Source organism: Nocardia sp. NPDC087230 (genome assembly GCF_044744725.1).
GTDB classification, from domain to species: Bacteria; Actinomycetota; Actinomycetes; order Mycobacteriales; family Mycobacteriaceae; genus Nocardia; species Nocardia canadensis.
Genome location: NZ_JBIUYV010000007.1, coordinates 1 through 14,530 on the forward strand (window position 1 = coordinate 1; position 14,530 = coordinate 14,530).

General features: G+C 69.1%; 17 protein-coding genes. 5 read left to right on the forward strand and 12 right to left on the reverse strand.

Going from position 1 to position 14,530, the window contains the following annotated elements:
• A partial coding sequence (locus ACIO52_RS22925; RefSeq protein ID WP_402646608.1) for a diiron oxygenase occupies positions 1-194 on the reverse strand: 194 nt, incomplete at its 3' end.
• A 225-nt stretch (positions 195-419) separates the two neighbouring features.
• Here ACIO52_RS22925 and ACIO52_RS22930 point away from each other — a divergent pair.
• Positions 420-1,379 carry a DUF5996 family protein gene (locus ACIO52_RS22930; protein WP_316575811.1) on the forward strand — a complete coding sequence of 320 codons (960 nt, stop codon included), beginning with the start codon at positions 420-422 and terminating at the stop codon, positions 1,377-1,379.
• Between the two features lie 33 nt (positions 1,380-1,412).
• Here ACIO52_RS22930 and ACIO52_RS22935 read toward each other — a convergent pair whose 3' ends face one another.
• The 4 genes from ACIO52_RS22935 to ACIO52_RS22950 all read right to left on the reverse strand — a co-directional run bounded on the left by ACIO52_RS22935 (position 1,413) and on the right by ACIO52_RS22950 (position 5,232).
• Complete coding sequence (locus ACIO52_RS22935; RefSeq protein WP_218717638.1) at positions 1,413-1,580, reverse strand: hypothetical protein; 168 nt, start codon at positions 1,578-1,580, stop codon at positions 1,413-1,415.
• 407 nt (positions 1,581-1,987) lie between these two features.
• On the reverse strand, positions 1,988-2,461 hold the full coding sequence (locus ACIO52_RS22940; protein ID WP_218717637.1) for a hypothetical protein: 474 nt from the start codon (positions 2,459-2,461) through the stop codon (positions 1,988-1,990).
• 130 nt (positions 2,462-2,591) lie between these two features.
• Positions 2,592-3,806, reverse strand: coding sequence for an acyl-CoA dehydrogenase family protein (locus ACIO52_RS22945; RefSeq protein WP_218717636.1), 1,215 nt, complete (start codon positions 3,804-3,806; stop codon positions 2,592-2,594).
• Positions 3,807-3,837: 31 nt separating this feature from the next.
• The gene (locus ACIO52_RS22950; protein WP_218717635.1) at positions 3,838-5,232 is read right to left on the reverse strand and encodes an acyl-CoA dehydrogenase family protein; all 1,395 of its coding nucleotides are present in this window, start codon (positions 5,230-5,232) and stop codon (positions 3,838-3,840) included.
• 130 nt (positions 5,233-5,362) lie between these two features.
• On the opposite strand from ACIO52_RS22950, the gene ACIO52_RS22955 reads away from it, so the two are divergent.
• Entirely contained in the window at positions 5,363-6,781 is a 1,419-nt protein-coding gene (locus ACIO52_RS22955; protein ID WP_402646614.1) for a glycosyltransferase family 39 protein, read from the forward strand.
• Positions 6,782-6,788: 7 nt separating this feature from the next.
• Here ACIO52_RS22955 and ACIO52_RS22960 read toward each other — a convergent pair whose 3' ends face one another.
• Complete coding sequence (locus tag ACIO52_RS22960) at positions 6,789-7,550, reverse strand: alpha/beta fold hydrolase (RefSeq protein WP_402646616.1); 762 nt, start codon at positions 7,548-7,550, stop codon at positions 6,789-6,791.
• A 60-nt stretch (positions 7,551-7,610) separates the two neighbouring features.
• Here ACIO52_RS22960 and ACIO52_RS22965 point away from each other — a divergent pair, with 60 nt between their 5' ends.
• Positions 7,611-7,985, forward strand: a complete 375-nt coding sequence (locus ACIO52_RS22965) for a MerR family transcriptional regulator (protein ID WP_402646619.1) — start codon at positions 7,611-7,613, stop codon at positions 7,983-7,985.
• A gap of 27 nt (positions 7,986-8,012) precedes the next feature.
• On the opposite strand, the gene ftsX is transcribed toward ACIO52_RS22965, so the two are convergent.
• From ftsX to ACIO52_RS22995, 6 genes are all read right to left on the reverse strand, one after another.
• Positions 8,013-8,915: a permease-like cell division protein FtsX gene (gene ftsX, locus ACIO52_RS22970; protein WP_218717631.1), complete on the reverse strand. Its 903-nt coding sequence runs from the start codon at positions 8,913-8,915 to the stop codon at positions 8,013-8,015.
• Positions 8,915-9,604 (reverse strand): cell division ATP-binding protein FtsE, encoded by a 690-nt coding sequence (gene ftsE / locus ACIO52_RS22975; protein ID WP_218717630.1) that lies wholly within the window; start codon positions 9,602-9,604, stop codon positions 8,915-8,917. Before ftsE ends, ftsX begins: the two co-directional genes overlap by 1 nt.
• A gap of 71 nt (positions 9,605-9,675) precedes the next feature.
• Entirely contained in the window at positions 9,676-9,825 is a 150-nt protein-coding gene (locus tag ACIO52_RS22980; protein WP_218717629.1) for a hypothetical protein, read from the reverse strand.
• Complete coding sequence (locus ACIO52_RS22985) at positions 9,812-10,669, reverse strand: mechanosensitive ion channel family protein (RefSeq protein ID WP_218717628.1); 858 nt, start codon at positions 10,667-10,669, stop codon at positions 9,812-9,814. Before ACIO52_RS22985 ends, ACIO52_RS22980 begins: the two co-directional genes overlap by 14 nt.
• Positions 10,670-10,809: 140 nt before the next feature.
• Positions 10,810-11,928 carry a peptide chain release factor 2 gene (prfB, locus tag ACIO52_RS22990; protein ID WP_316575808.1) on the reverse strand — a complete coding sequence of 373 codons (1,119 nt, stop codon included), beginning with the start codon at positions 11,926-11,928 and terminating at the stop codon, positions 10,810-10,812.
• Positions 11,929-11,984: 56 nt separating this feature from the next.
• Positions 11,985-12,842 carry a helix-turn-helix transcriptional regulator gene (locus ACIO52_RS22995; RefSeq protein WP_218717626.1) on the reverse strand — a complete coding sequence of 286 codons (858 nt, stop codon included), beginning with the start codon at positions 12,840-12,842 and terminating at the stop codon, positions 11,985-11,987.
• 141 nt (positions 12,843-12,983) lie between these two features.
• Here ACIO52_RS22995 and ACIO52_RS23000 point away from each other — a divergent pair, with 141 nt between their 5' ends.
• Positions 12,984-13,574 carry an NADPH-dependent FMN reductase gene (locus ACIO52_RS23000; protein ID WP_218717625.1) on the forward strand — a complete coding sequence of 197 codons (591 nt, stop codon included), beginning with the start codon at positions 12,984-12,986 and terminating at the stop codon, positions 13,572-13,574.
• Positions 13,575-13,707: 133 nt separating this feature from the next.
• Positions 13,708-14,493 (forward strand): histidinol-phosphatase, encoded by a 786-nt coding sequence (gene hisN / locus ACIO52_RS23005; protein ID WP_218717624.1) that lies wholly within the window; start codon positions 13,708-13,710, stop codon positions 14,491-14,493.
• Positions 14,494-14,530 lie beyond the last annotated feature (37 nt).

Here is a 14,530-nt window from a genome sequence, read left to right on the forward strand (position 1 = left end):
GGGTGACGGCCCAGGGGGTCCTCGTCGGGCATGATCCAGCGCGGATCGTCGGAATGGACGGCGAACTCCGGCGACTCCCAGTCGATATCGACATACGGGTCGAAGTGCCGGTTCACCGAACCGTCGGACAGGTTGCGCAGGATCTCGTGGTACTCGGGATCGGTCGCGGTGTTCTTGAGCGTGGTGGACAGCATCGGCGGTGTCTCCTTCGGGGTGGCCCAGCTCTCACTTTATATGGGACTCCGAGTCTCAGGCAACTGTGCGGGTCCGTGATTCGCTCTTTCCGTGCCCGTTACCTGCGCCGACGTACGATGGGGCATCGCAGAACATGTCGGACGGTTGACCAGTCAGCCAGCTCCCTGGCTGTCAGTGAACGGTGCGCCCGCGCCGGTCGGGCACCGAGAGAGCGAGGACCGACGATGACCCTGACCCCCGCCAAAGCCGTGTGGCCGACCCTGCGGGTCGACTCCTGGAGCGACACCCGCGACACCCTGCACATGTGGACCCAGATCATCGGCAAGCTGAAGATGGCGGGCACGCCGCTGGTGAACCACTGGTGGAACGTCACCTTCGCGGTTTCCGCGCGCGGACTCGCGACCGGCGCGATCCCCGTCGACGGCCGCCTGCTCGACATCGAATTCGACTTCGTCGACCACGAACTCGTCCTGCGCACCAGCGACGGCCGCCGCGCCATGATCGCGCTGCGCCCGCGCACCGTCGCCGACTTCTACGCCGAGCTGGGCCATGTCCTCGGCCGGCTCGACATCGTCGTCGACATCGAGGCCTCACCCAACGAGGTCGACCCCGCGATCCCGTTCGCCGAGGACACCACCCATCACTCCTACGACGGCGACGCCGTGCACCTGTTCTGGCAGCAGCTGGTCCAGGCCGAGCGGGTCTTCCAGCTCTGGCGCGCCGGCTTCGCCGGGAAAACCAGTCCGGTGCACGTGTTCTGGGGTTCCCTGGACCTGGCCTGCACCCGCTTCTCCGGCCGCACCGCGCCGCCGCACCCCGGCGGCGCGCCCAACTGCGCCGACTGGGTCATGGAGGAGGCCTACTCCCGCGAGTGCGCCAGCGCCGGCTTCTGGGCGGGCGGCACCGAGGGCACCTTCTACGCCTACGCCTACCCGGCGCCCGACGGCTACTCCACCAAGCCCGCGGGCCCCGACGGCGCCGAATGGGATTCCACCCTGGGCGAATTCGTCCTCCCGTACGACGTCGTCCGCAAGTCCGACGACCCCGACGCTACCCTCCTGCACTTCCTCGACACCACCTACGCCGCCGCCGCCGACCTCGCCCACTGGGACCGCAAACTCCTCGACGTCGACCCCCACCGCCTCGACCGCCGCCTGCACCTCGACGACCAGACAGCCCTCTGAGCGGGGAGCGGATCGGGTCTCGACGGGGCAGGATCAGCAGCGCCGCTGCCACCAGGGACTATCCGGCGCGGCGGTCGGATCGGGGTGCGTGCGGGAGAGGAAACGCTCGTCGAGAGGGCGGACGAGAACGCGGAGTTCCCGTGCCGCCGCGCGGGGCAGCGCGCACAGGGCCTGCTCGAGGACTTCTCGTGAATTGTTCACCGCGGGACAACATTCCGGTACACCACACCCTGGCCCGCGACTGAGCTCGAGCAACCACCGCCGTGGCCCGTGCACCCTGGCAACCCAACTCGTCAACGCTTCGTCGACCGCGCCCGGCCACCACCGGGCATCCTCGAACTGCGCGATTTCGTGCTGCGTCCGCGCGGAAACCCCGGCGACGACACGTCTGTTCCTGATTGGAGAGATCGGCGGATGCGCCAGTGGTACGGCCCGCATCCGGCCCGGCGGCTTACGCGCCATCGGCCTTTCGGCAAAGAGAAGTCATCGTCAGATCATCCCAAGACGGAGATGTCCGGTCAACCAGGGCTGAAGGGTTCGGCGACTGCTCGGGGTTGATGTCCGGTTCGGCTGATCCACACGGCCCCGCGGCGTTGGTCGATCCGTCTTCAGGCCGTCCACACGCGATAGGTGGCGTCGGCGATCTTGCCCCAGCCGAGTCCGGTCAGCCCGGCGATGATGTCGAAGGTGAAGTCCTCGTCGATGGCGGCTTCGAGCCGGGCTTCGTCGGGCAGTACCTCGCCGGATTCGTCGGCGAGCTCGCCGGCGGAGTAGATGATTCGCCGAATCGGCTGACCGCCGGAGTACCAAGTGAATCCGTAGACGTCCGACACGCTGTGGGCGACATAGGCCAGTGCGCGGCGAGTTTCCGCGAGCGCGAGGACCACGTCGTCGTCGAAGGTCACCAGGATGTGCGGATCCAGAATCGACGTCCAGCCGTCCACCTCGGCGACCGCGTAGTCGACCGGACGCGAGAACGCCTGCGCCAGATCGACGGTCTCGCCGCTACCGCCGGGGTGCCCCGGCAACCGCGTCGGATCGACCGCCCCTTCGACGAGCAGTCCGTTCGCTGTCCAGCCCATGCCACCCTCGCTTCTGCCTGCCCCGCGGCACGCGACGGTGTCACCTTAGTCAGCCGCCCCGACAACTTCCCGCAACGCGAAACCGGTGCGAGTCATCGCGGCTCGCACCGGTTTCGCGCCGTCTACCGGCTCACTTGAGCTCGGCGCTGGTCTTTCCGAGCACGCGGCGAGCCACGATCAGCTGCTGGATCTGCTGGGTGCCTTCGAAGATGTCGAGGATCTTCGAGTCGCGGCCCCACTTCTCCAGGAGCAGGCGCTGGGAGTAGCCAAGGGTGCCCGCCAGTTCGACGGCCTTGAGGGTGACGTCGGTGCCGGTGCGGCCCGCCTTGGCCTTGGACATGGAAGCCTCGAGCGAGTTCGGCTTCTTGTTGTCGGCCATCCACGCCGCGCGCAGCGAGAGCAGATAGGCCGACTCGTAATCGGCTTCCAGGCGCAGGAATTCGGCGGCGGCGGCGTGCTGATTGATCGCGGGGGTGTCGTAGGAGATCTCGACACCGGCCTCGGTGAGGATGGTGCGCAGTTCCTCGAGCGCGGCGCGGGCGACACCGACGGCCATCGCGGCCACCAGCGGGCGGGTGTTGTCGAAGGTCTGCATGACCCCGGCAAAGCCCTTCTCCACGTTGACTTCCGGCGAGCCGAGGATGTTGTCGGCCGGGATGCGGCAGTCCTGCAGCAGCAGCACCGCGGTGTCGGAGGCCTTGATGCCGAGCTTGTGCTCGAGCCGCGCCACCGACAGGCCCGGAGCGTCGCGCGGGACGACGAAGGACTTGATCGCCGCGCGACCCAGGCTCTTGTCGACCGAGGCCCACACCACGATGTGGGTGGCGCGCTGACCGCAGGTGACGAAGATCTTCTCGCCGTTGAGCACCCACTCGTCACCGTCGAGGACGGCGGTGGTGGTGACGGCGGCGGAGTCGGAACCGAAGGACGGCTCGGTGATGGCCATCGCGGCCCACACCTTGCCGAAGCGCTCCAGCTGTTCGTCGGTGGCGACCGCGGCGATCGCGGCGTTGCCCAGACCCTGGTAGGGGATGGTCAGCATCAGGCCGACATCGCCCCACGACGTCTCCAGCGCGTTGAGCAGCGCGGACATGTTGCCGCCGTTGGCGTTGGCGACCACGTCGGCGTCGGCCTCGTCACCGCGACCGCCGGCGGCGCCACCGATCTTCTGGGTGCCGGAGTCCGACAGGCCCTCGATCATGGCGGCCATGGTGTCGAGCTCGACCGGGTACTCGTGCTCGGCGAGGTCGTACTTGCGGGAGATGGGACGGAAGATCTGGGAGGCGACCTGGTGGGCCTGGTTGGCGCTCGCCTTCAGCTTCTTGGGGAGTTCGAGATTGATCATGGAATTCTCCTGGGTATCGAAGACGGACCGACTAGACCAGCACCACGCCCTCGGCAACGCCGACGGCTCGCAGGTCGCGGTACCACCGCTCGACCGGGTGTTCCTTGGTGAAGCCGTGACCGCCGAGCAGCTGCACGCCATCCAGGCCGATCTGCATGCCCTTGTCGGTGGCCAGCTTGCGCGCCAGCGCCGCCTCGCGGGCGAACGACAGTCCCTGCTCCGCGCGCGAGGCGCCACGCAGGGTCACCAGCCGCAGACCGTCGAGCTCGATGGCCATGTTGGCGACCATGAACGCGACCGCCTGACGGTGCGAGATCGGCTCACCGAACGCTTCGCGCTCGTTCACGTAGGGGATCACGTAGTCCAGCACGGCCTGGCCGGTGCCGATCGCCAGCGACGACCAACCCAGGCGAGCCAGCTGTACCGCGTCGGCGTACTCCTCGGCGCGCGCCTTGGCGTCGCCGTCGCCGAGCACGGCGTCGGCGCCGACCGCCACGTTGTCGAGCACCAGGCGACCCAGGCCCGCGGCGCGCAGACCCATGCTCGGGTCGGCCTCGACGGACAGACCGGCGGTGTCGGACTCGACGATGAACAGCGCGGGGCGCCCGTCGAGCTCGGCGGCCACGATGAACAGTTCGGCATCGGCGGCGGCCGGGACCAGGCTCTTCACGCCGGAGAGGCGGAAGCCGCTGGGGGAGCGGGTGGCCTTGGTCTGCAGGGCGAACGGGTCGAACAGCGCGCGCGGCTCGTTGATCACCACGGACGCCTGCGGCACGTTCTCGCCGGTGAAGGCGGGCAGATAGGTCTGCTGCTGGGCGTCGGTGCCCCACTGGGACAGCGCGACGGCCACGCCGCTGGGCGCCAGGATCGGCAGCGCCAGACCCATGTCGCCGTGCGCGAGGGCCTCGGCCACCAGGGCGTTGGTGACGGCGCCACGCTCGCTGGCCGCGCCTTCGAGCTCCTCGGGCACGTTGATCAGGGTGATGCCGAGTTCGGCGGCGCGCTCGAGCAGATCGCGCGGCGCCTTGGCCGCGTTGTCGGCCTCGTAGGCGGCCGGGCGCAGGATCTCACCGGCGAAGTCCTTCACCGTCTCGACGATCATCTGCTGCTCGTCGGAGGGGGTGAGGTCGAAGTAGTCCTTCGTCTTGGCCTCGTTGTCGGGCAGCCGCTTGGGCTGGCCGCCGCCGGTGACCTTGGCGAAGGTCCGGGTCGCCGCGCCCAGGGTGCGGAACCCGGTCTTGGTGCCCTCGTAGGTGACGCGTTCGATGGGCTTGCGCAGGTTGTACTTCTCGGCGAGCTCCGACCCGGTAATGGTCGTCAAAGCGCGCATGGCGGCGCCCATCCAGTCCCGCTTGGGCTGGCTGAGGCCGACCGCGGACGTGTCGTTCGGACGTCGCTTCGTCGCGCTGTCTCGAGTGCTCATCATCACCTGATTTCCTCGGCTGTCGGGGCGCTGTGGACCCCAGCTATCTTACTCCTCGGTAAGACTATCTTACTCTGGAGTAAGAAGCTCGTCGATGTCCGCGAAATCGGGGATTTCGTGTCAGTCTGGACGAGTGACCGTGATCGCGTCGGTTTTCGCCCTTGTTCTGTTGATCACCACGACGCGCTACGGCTACCACCGTGACGAGATGTACTTCCTGGCGGCGGGCCGCCGGCTGGACTGGGGATATCCCGATCAGCCCCCACTGACACCCGCGCTCGCCCGGCTCATGGCCACGATCGACCCCGATGCGCTGTGGGTATTGCGGCTGCCAGCGGTGGCCGCCGCGACCTTCGTCGTGGTCTGCGCCGGGCTCATGGCGAAAGAACTGGGCGGCGGACGCGGCGCGCGGGCGCTGGCGGCCGCCGCGGTGGCGAGCGCGGCCATAATGCAGGCGGCCGGGCATCTGTTCGGAACCACGGTGTTCGACCTGGCGGGCTGGTCGCTGATCTGCCTGCTGGTGCTGAAGCTGGTGCGCGGAGCCGATCCGCGATGGTGGCTCGCGGTCGGCGCGGTGACCGGGCTCGCGGTGCAGAACAAGGTGCTGATCGTCGTGCCCGTCGGCGCGCTCGTCTTCGCGCTGCTGCTGACCGGTCGGCGCAGAGTCTTCGCCACCGGGTATTTCGCGGTCGCGCTCGGGATCTCGGCGGTGCTCGCGGCGCCGTATCTGTGGTGGCAGGCCGACAACGGCTGGCCGCAGTGGGCGTTGAGCCGGGCGATCGCGGGTGGGTCGTCGGGGACCTCGGATTCGCCGATCATGTTCGTGCTCTTGCAGTTCGGGCTGTTCGGCCCGCTGCTGGTGCCGCTGTGGGGATACGGACTGTGGCGGCTGTGGCGCTCGCGGTATCAGGCGTTCGCGCTCGCCTACGGCCTGCTGTTCGTGCTGTTCCTGGTGGCGGGTGGCAAGGCGTACTACCTCGGTGGGATGTATCCGGTGCTGCTCGCCGCCGGCTCGGTCGGGCTCGCCACGGTGCTCGGGGACTCGCGAAAGCGCTGGGTGGCAGTGGGTTCGGTGGTCGCGGTGAACGCGGTGCTGTCGGCGATGCTGTTCCTGCCGGTGCTCCCGGTCGCGCAGCTGCCGGACTCGCCGGTGCTCGCGGTGAACTACGACGCCGGGGAGACCGTCGGCTGGCCCGGTTATGTCGCGCAGATCGCGGCCGCCCGGCCACCGGGGGCCGCCGTGCTCACCGCGAACTACGGCGAAGCGGGTGCCATCGAACGCTACGGCGCCGAATACGGTCTGCCGACACCGTATTCGGGCCACAACGCCTACTGGTGGTGGGGCCCGCCGCCGGACACCGCGACCACGGTGCTCACCGTCGGCATCGAGCGCGACCGGCTCGACGGCCTGTGCGGGGTCGTCGAACCGGCGGGCGTGCTCGACAACGGACTCGGCCTCGACAACGACGAGCAGGGCGCACCGCTGTTCGTCTGCCGCGAGCCGGTGCGGCCGTGGTCGCAGGTGTGGCCGCGGCTGCGCGCCCTCGGCTGACCGCGGACTACCGACCGTGTCGCGTCAGGAACTCCAGCAGCACCTTGCGCCATTCGTCGGGCTGCTCGGCCATCACCACATGACCCGCGTCGATCTCGGTGTACTCGGCATCGGGAATCGCGGCCGCCAGGGCGCGGGAATTGGCCGGGTCGACGAGGAGATCGGCGGTGGTGTTCACGATCAGCGTCGGCACGGTGATGCCCGCCAGGTCCGCGGTGGTGTCGACGGTCTCGATGAGCGCGGCCTGCTGCCTGGTCCCACCCGGGATCGAGGCGGCGGTCTGGGCGACCAGCTCGTCGACCGCGGCCGCGGGCAGCGCGTTGACGAACTCCGGCGAGAACCCGGTCAGCAGGACCAGCCGGGCGAAGCTGTCGGAGGCGTCGCGCGCGAGCAGCTCCTGCCAGGCCCGCACGGCCAGCCGGGCGCGGTTGTCCGGGGCGGCGAACCCGGCGGTGAGGATCAGACCGGTGACCCGCTGCGGATGCCGGGCGGCCGCGCGCACGGCGACGGCGGTGCCGAGGGAGAAACCGATGACGGTGAAGGTCGGCACGCCCGCCTCGACCGCGGCCGCCACCAGTGCGTCGGCGAGGGTATCGAGGTCGAGCGGGGTGTCGTCGTCGGGATAGTCGGAGGCGACCACCGTGTGCTCGGCGGCCAGGTCGGCGAGGACGACGCCGAAGTTGCTCGCGATCGCGCCACCGGCGCCGTGGGCGAGCACGAGACCGGGGCCGGAGCCGTGGACGGTGGTCCGCAGGGGAATCGTTGTCATGCGCCGGAGGTTAGGGATTCACATGGGTGTGAAGGTCAAGGCCAACGTGCGGGCGATCACATGCTGATCGGCGAGCTCGCGCACCGGACCGGGGTCAGCACGCGGCTGCTGCGCTACTACGAGGAGCAGTCGCTGCTGCATCCGCACCGCGACCCGAACGGCTATCGCAGCTATCCGGAATCGGCGGTGGCGGCCGTGGCGAAGATCCGTGAGCTGCTCGCGGCAGGCCTCACCACCGAGGACATCGCTCAGCTGATGCCGTGCGCCGAACCGGACGGACCGGTGCAGGCATGCGAGATGTCGGTGCGGATCATGTCCGAGCGCACCGCCGAGCTGGACCGGCGCATCGCCGATCTGGACCGCCAGCGCACCGAACTCATCGCGCAACTCGGCGCCTCACTCGGCGCACAGACGCCGCTGGCGGGGACGCGATAACAAGTCCCCGCCGGCGCGGTGTCGGGACTACTCCCTGACGTAGAAGCGCAGGGTGAGATAGGCCGTCACGGCGGCGAACACGATGCCGATCGGGGCGATGGTCAGCGCGACCACGGCGATGTCGTCGCCGGTGATGCGCGGGAACACATTGCTGTCGAACAGCGGGCCCAGCGCGCGGTCGATGACCAGCGGCCGGGCGATGACCAGCCCGAGGATCGCCAGCACCGAGCCGACGAACGCGGCCGCGACCGCCTCCAAGAGGAACGGCAGCTGGGTATACCAGCGGGTCGCGCCGACCAGGCGCATGATGCCGACTTCCGTGCGCCGCGTGTACGCGGCGATCTGCACCATATTCAGCACCAGCAGCATCGCCGCCAGCGCCATCACCAGCGCCAGACCGAACGCGGCATTGCGCAGGCCGTCGAACAGGCTGACCAGCCGGTCGACGAACTCCTTGTCGTTGGCGACGATCCGCACGCCCGGCCTGGTCGCGAAGCTGTCGTAGATGTGCTGGTACTGATCGGCGTCGGTCATCTTCACCCGCAGTGAGGCGGGCAGCGGTGAGTCGGCGATGTACTGCACCATCTCGGGCTGATCGGCGAACAGCTTCTTGGCCTCCTCGAGCGCGTCGGCGCGGTTGAGGAACTGCACGCTCTCCACGCCGGAGGTGCCCTTCAGATCCGCGAGCAGCGACTTGCACGGGTCGGCGGCGCAGTCCGGGTCGGTGTCGGAGACGGCGTCGTCGAGATAGAACCGCACCTCGAGCCTGCCGATGAAGAAGTTCTCGGTCTTGTCGGCCATCCGCACCGACAGCATGCCGCCGCCGAGCATCATCAGCGAGACCGCGGTGGTCAGGATCATCGCGATGGTCATCGTCAGGTTGCGGCGCAGACCGTCGGCGACCTCGGTGAACAGGAAACTCAGTCGCATTATCGCCCCACCCCGTAGACACCGGTCGCTTCGTCACGCACGAGTCTGCCGTGGTCGAGCTCCACCACCCGCCTGCGCATCGCGTCGACGATGTGGTTGTCGTGGGTGGCCATCAACACGGTCGTGCCGGTGCGGTTGATCCGTTCCAGCAGCGCCATGATGTCGGCGCTGGTGTCGGGGTCGAGGTTGCCGGTGGGCTCGTCGGCGAGCAGCACCAGCGGCCGGTTGACGAACGCGCGCGCGATCGCCACGCGCTGCTGCTCACCACCGGACAGCTCCGAGGGCAGCCGATTGCCCTTGCCGCCGAGCCCGACCATGTCGAGCACCTCGGGCACGGTGCGTTCGATGAACTGACGCCGCTTGCCGATCACCTCGAGCGCGAAGGCCACGTTCTGTTCCACGGTCTTCTGCTGGAGCAGCCGGAAATCCTGGAAGACGCAGCCGATCCGCTGGCGCAACTTGGGTACCTTGCGCCCCGGCAACCGGTCGACCCGGAAATCGGCCACCCGTATCTCGCCCGCGGTCGGCGACTCCTCCTTGAGCAGCAGTCGCATGAAGGTCGACTTCCCCGAACCGGACGGGCCGATGATGAAGACGAATTCGCCCTTGTCCACCTCGACGGAGACGTTGTCCAGCGCCGGCCGCGTCGAGGTCTTGTACGACTTGGTGACGTTGCGCATGGTGATCACGGGGAGCCAGTGTAGCCAGCGACCTCCCCGGTGACCGGGCCCCGACGGCCTCGGCGAGGCGTCGAGCAACCCTATGGCGTCTGATCGACCCAGGTGGGGACGGCGTTGAGGAGCGAGACCGGTCCGGTGCTGGTGGTGTCGGCGGGCTTGACGAACAGATAGACGACGAACGTGGACACCCAGGTGGCCATGAGGATCGCCGTCGACTTACGTGGTTTCACTGATTCCTTCCTTACGCAGGGCGGCCGCGACGCGCACGCGCAGCTCGCGCCCCACCTCGAATTGTTTGCCCGGCAATGTGCGGGCAACCATCCGGATGTTCATCTCGTCGAGCGAGAGATCTTCCACACCCATCACGGACGGTTCGTCGAGCAGCAGCGGCTTGAGGCGGCGGTCCTGGTAGGCCTTGGTGCACACCTCGTGCAGGATTTCGTTGATCTTGGTGATGTCGGCCTGCGCCGACACCGGCACGTCGATCGCGGCGCGTGCCCAGTCCTTGGACAGGTTGGTCACCTTCACGATCTGCCCGTTGGGGACCGTGATGACCTCGCCGTCGGAGTTGCGCAGCGTGGTGATGCGCAACGTCACGTCCTCCACGGTGCCCTCGGCCGCGTCGGCCGATCCGGTGACCGCGATCCGCACTACGTCACCGAAGCCGTACTGACGCTCGGTGATCAGGAAGAACCCGGCCAGGATGTCCTGGACGATCCGCTGCGCGCCGAAACCCAGCGCCGCGCCGAGCACCGCCGCCGGCGCCACCAGACCCGTCACCGCGAAGCCGAGCCTGCGCAGCACCTCCATGCCGACCAGCACGTAGACGATGGTCAGCACCACCCAGGTGATCACCTGGGCCAGGGCGTGCCGGTGCTTGGCGGCCTCGGTGCGGACCAGCGCGTCGCTCGAGTGGAAACCCGCGTCGATCTTGGTGGTCACCCGGTCGCGCACGAACGCCGCGAACCGGCCGAACAGCATCGCGCCGACCACCAGCAGGACGATCTCGAGCCCGCTGGACCGCAGCCACGCGGTGATCTCCGGTGCCGTGTTGATCGCCAGGACGCCGCTCATCGCCTCGCCCCGGCCGAGAGTCGACGGGGCTTGCGCTGGCACAGTTCCGGTTCGCTCGAACACACACCCGAAAGGTTACAGCGGGGTCACGGTGCCCGGTCAAACGCGAACAGCGTCACACCGGCCGAGCGAACAGGTGGCTACGCGTCGGCCTGTTCCCGCATGCGCCAACGGATTCCGGATTCGATGAAGCCGTCGATGTCGCCGTCGAGCACCGCCGAGGGGTTGTTCACCTCATAGTTGGTGCGCAGGTCCTTGACCATCTGGTACGGGTGCAGCACGTACGAACGCATCTGGTTGCCCCACGAGGCGCCCTCGTTGGTCTTGAGCGCGTCCATCTGCGCGCGCTCCTCCTGGCGCTTGCGCTCGAGCAGCTTGGCCTGCAGCACGCGCATGGCCGAGATCTTGTTCTGCAGCTGTGACTTCTCGTTCTGACAGGTCACCACGATGCCGGTGGGGATGTGGGTCAGGCGCACCGCGGAGTCGGTGGTGTTGACGCTCTGCCCACCCGGGCCCGAGGAGCGGTACACATCGACGCGGACCTCGCCCTCGGGGATCTCGATGTGGTCGGTGGTCTCGACCACCGGCAGCACCTCGACCTCGGCGAAGGAGGTCTGGCGACGGCCCTGGTTGTCGAACGGGCTGATCCGGACGAGCCGGTGCGTGCCCATCTCCACCGAGAGGGTGCCGTAGGCGTAGGGCGACTTCACCGCGAAGGTGGCGCTCTTGATGCCCGCCTCCTCGGCGTAGGAGGTGTCGTAGACCTCGACGACGTACTTGTGCCGCTCGGCCCAGCGGATGTACATGCGCATCAGCATCTGCGCCCAGTCCGCGGCGTCGACGCCACCGGCGCCGGAACGGATGTTGACCAGCGCGTCGCGCTTGTCGTACTCGCCCGAGAGCAGGGTGCGCACCTCCATCGCCTCGATGTCGACCCGCAGCGCGGCGCGCTCGTTGTCGGCGTCGGCGGTGGCTTCCTCGGCCGCGGAGCCTTCCTCGGACTCGGCCAGTTCGTAGAGCACCGGCAGGTCTTCGAGGCGCTGACGCAGTTCCTCCACGCGGCGCAGTTCGCTCTGGGCGTGCGACAGCTCGCTGGTCACCTGCTGGGCGTGGTCCTGGTTGTTCCACAGCTCGGGATCGGCCGCCTGGTGCTCGAGCTCGTCGATACGACGGCGTAGCTCCTCGACATCGAGGACCGACTCGACCGTCTTGAGCGTGGTGTCGAGTTCGGCGAGGTCGGCGATAACGTCAGGATGCACGATTCCCAAGGTTACCGGTCGGCTCCGACACGGTGAAACACGCGCACCCGCGCGGGTCAGCTCGCGATGGCGCGCAGGCCGCCGGGACGTCGCCCGAGCAGTCGATCCAGTGCCGTCGCGCTGGCCTCGTCGGCGGGCAGCAGGACATACAGCGACTGGTCGTCGTCGATGGACAGATCCAGCGATTCGTAGGCCAGCCGCAGCGTGCCCGCCTCGGGATGACTGATCCGGTTGATCCCGCCCGAGGGCGGCAGTCCCGGCAGCGCGGCCAGCCGGTCGGTGAACGGGGCGCCCGCGGTCACGGTCAGCTCGTCGACCAGCGCCGCCACCATCGGGTCGGCGCGGAACGGGCCCTGCTTGAGCGAGGCGACGAGCTTGTCGGCGGCCTCGTCCCAGTCCGGATACAGCTCGCGCGCGCCGGGATGGGTGAAGACGAACCGCGCGACATTGGCCGGTTCGCCCTGCTCGAACAGGCCGCTGGGCGCCATCAGCGTGCGGTAGCCGGCGGTGCAGGCCAGCACTTCGGTGAACCGGTTGGTGATCGCGGCGGGCGCAGGCTCGAGCTGGTCGAGGATCGCGCGGATCGTCGGCCGGACCGTGCGGTTCGGGCCGTTCTCGGCGGCGCCGCAGCTGAAACCGGACATGCCCTTGGTGAGTTGGTGCAGGTGCACCCGTTCGCGCGGGCTCAGCCGCAGCGTCTCGGCCAGCGCGGACAGCACCGGCGGCGAGGGGTGCCGGTCGCGACCCTGCTCGAGCCGGATCAGGTACTCCACGCTGACCCCCGCCAGCATCGCGACCTCCGCGCGGCGCAGCCCCGGCGTGCGCCTGCGCGGCCCGGCGGGCAGCCCGACCTCGGCGGGTGTGACGGCCTCGCGGCGGGTCCGCAGGAACAGACCGAGTTCGTTGTCGCTCACCCGATCGACGGTACCCACCGGCGCGGCCCGGAGAGTGGCCGTGCCACTACCACTCTCAGCGTGGTCTCCCTGACAGCGTCGCGAACGGCGACGGTGGAGACACCGGCCGATCGGGCCGGGCAGACGACAGAGGAGAACGCGGTGTCCACACAGCCACTGAAGCTCGCGATCATCATCGGCAGCGTCCGCGAGGGCCGGTTCGGGCCGGTGGTCGCGCGCTGGTTCGCCCAGCAGGTCGACGACCGCTTCGACGTCGACATCATCGACCTGGCCGAGGCCGAGTTGCCCGCCGCGCTGCCGCCGGTGCCGCCCGCGGTGGACCCCGACATGCCGCGTCCGGCGGGAATGGCCGAGTTCACCGAACGGCTGGCCGCCGCCGACGCCTATGTCGTCGTCACGCCCGACTACAACCGCAGCTACCCGGCCGCGCTGAAGTCGGCCATCGACTGGCACTACACCCAGTGGGACGCCAAGACGATCGGCTTCGTCGGCTACAGCGGTGGCTCCGGCGGACTGCTGGCGATCGAGCACCTGCGCCAGGTGTTCAACGAGCTCAACGCCCACACCGTGCGCAACTACGTCTCCTTCCCGCGCTACTACCTGCTCTTCGACGAGGACGGGCGGCTGCGGGAGCCGCAGGAGTTCGAGGCCGCGGCGCAGGCGCTGCTCGACCAGGTGCACTGGTGGGCGAGCGCTCTGGTCGCGGCGCGGGCGGCGCAGGTCGCGGCCTGAGCGTGTGCTCGGCCCGGCGGTGAGGCCGCGCCGCGCACCCGGCGGCCACCGTGAGCACGCGTGCTTCCGGCCGAGCGGCACGTCCGCGGGCCGCGGCGTCGGGAGCCGCCGCGCACCCAAATACACTGGCTGTGTGGCTGCCTACTCCGCTGACCTGGACCTTGCCCTCCGACTGGCCGACGAGGCCGACGCGATCTCGCGGGTGCGTTTCGGCGCCGTCGATCTGAAGGTCGACTCGAAGCCGGACCTGACGCCGGTCTCGGATGCCGACCTGGCGGTCGAGCAGGTCATCCGGCGCGTGCTCGCCGCCGAACGCCCCGACGACGCCGTGCTCGGCGAGGAATTCGGCGGCGACGCGGAGTTCACCGGCAGGCAGTGGGTGGTCGACCCGATCGACGGCACCAAGAACTTCGTCCGTGGCGTGCCGGTCTGGGCCAGCCTGATCGCGCTGCTCGTCGACGGTGTGCCGGTGGTCGGCGTGGTCAGCGCGCCCGCGCTGGGCAGGCGCTGGTGGGCGGCCGCGGGCTCGGGCGCGTGGGCGCAGGTGCACCCCGGCGCGCCGAAGCCGATCACCGTGTCGGCGGTGGGCGCTCTCGACTCGGCCAGTCTGGCCTTCTCCAGCCTGTCGGGCTGGCACGAGCGCGGGCTGCGGGAGCGATTCATCGATCTCACCGACGCGGTATGGCGGGTTCGCGGCTACGGCGATTTCTTCAACTACTGCCTGGTCGCCGAGGGTGCGGTCGACATCGCCGCCGAGCCGGAGGTGTCGCTGTGGGACCTGGCCGCGCTCGACATCCTGGTCCGTGAGGCAGGTGGCGCGTTCACCTCCCTGGACGGCCGATCCGGTCCGCACGGCGGTGACGCGGTGGCCAGCAACGGCCTGCTCCAGGACGAGGTCCTCGCCCGTTTGCGCGGCTGATCGGGGTTATCCACATGTGAGCGGGGGCCGGTGAACC

What these genes read in the sequence shown, in the direction of transcription:
- ACIO52_RS22930 (WP_316575811.1), top strand. Translation starts at nt 420, where the DNA reads ATGACCCTGACCCCCGCCAAAGCCGTGTGGCCGACCCTGCGGGTCGAC.
- ACIO52_RS22940 (WP_218717637.1), bottom strand. Translation starts at nt 2,461, where the DNA reads ATGGGCTGGACAGCGAACGGACTGCTCGTCGAAGGGGCGGTCGATCCG.
- ACIO52_RS22945 (WP_218717636.1), bottom strand. Translation starts at nt 3,806, where the DNA reads ATGATCAATCTCGAACTCCCCAAGAAGCTGAAGGCGAGCGCCAACCAG.
- ACIO52_RS22950 (WP_218717635.1), bottom strand. Translation starts at nt 5,232, where the DNA reads ATGATGAGCACTCGAGACAGCGCGACGAAGCGACGTCCGAACGACACG.
- ACIO52_RS22960 (WP_402646616.1), bottom strand. Translation starts at nt 7,550, where the DNA reads ATGACAACGATTCCCCTGCGGACCACCGTCCACGGCTCCGGCCCCGGT.
- ACIO52_RS22965 (WP_402646619.1), top strand. Translation starts at nt 7,611, where the DNA reads ATGCTGATCGGCGAGCTCGCGCACCGGACCGGGGTCAGCACGCGGCTG.
- ftsX (WP_218717631.1), bottom strand. Translation starts at nt 8,915, where the DNA reads ATGCGACTGAGTTTCCTGTTCACCGAGGTCGCCGACGGTCTGCGCCGC.
- ACIO52_RS22985 (WP_218717628.1), bottom strand. Translation starts at nt 10,669, where the DNA reads ATGAGCGGCGTCCTGGCGATCAACACGGCACCGGAGATCACCGCGTGG.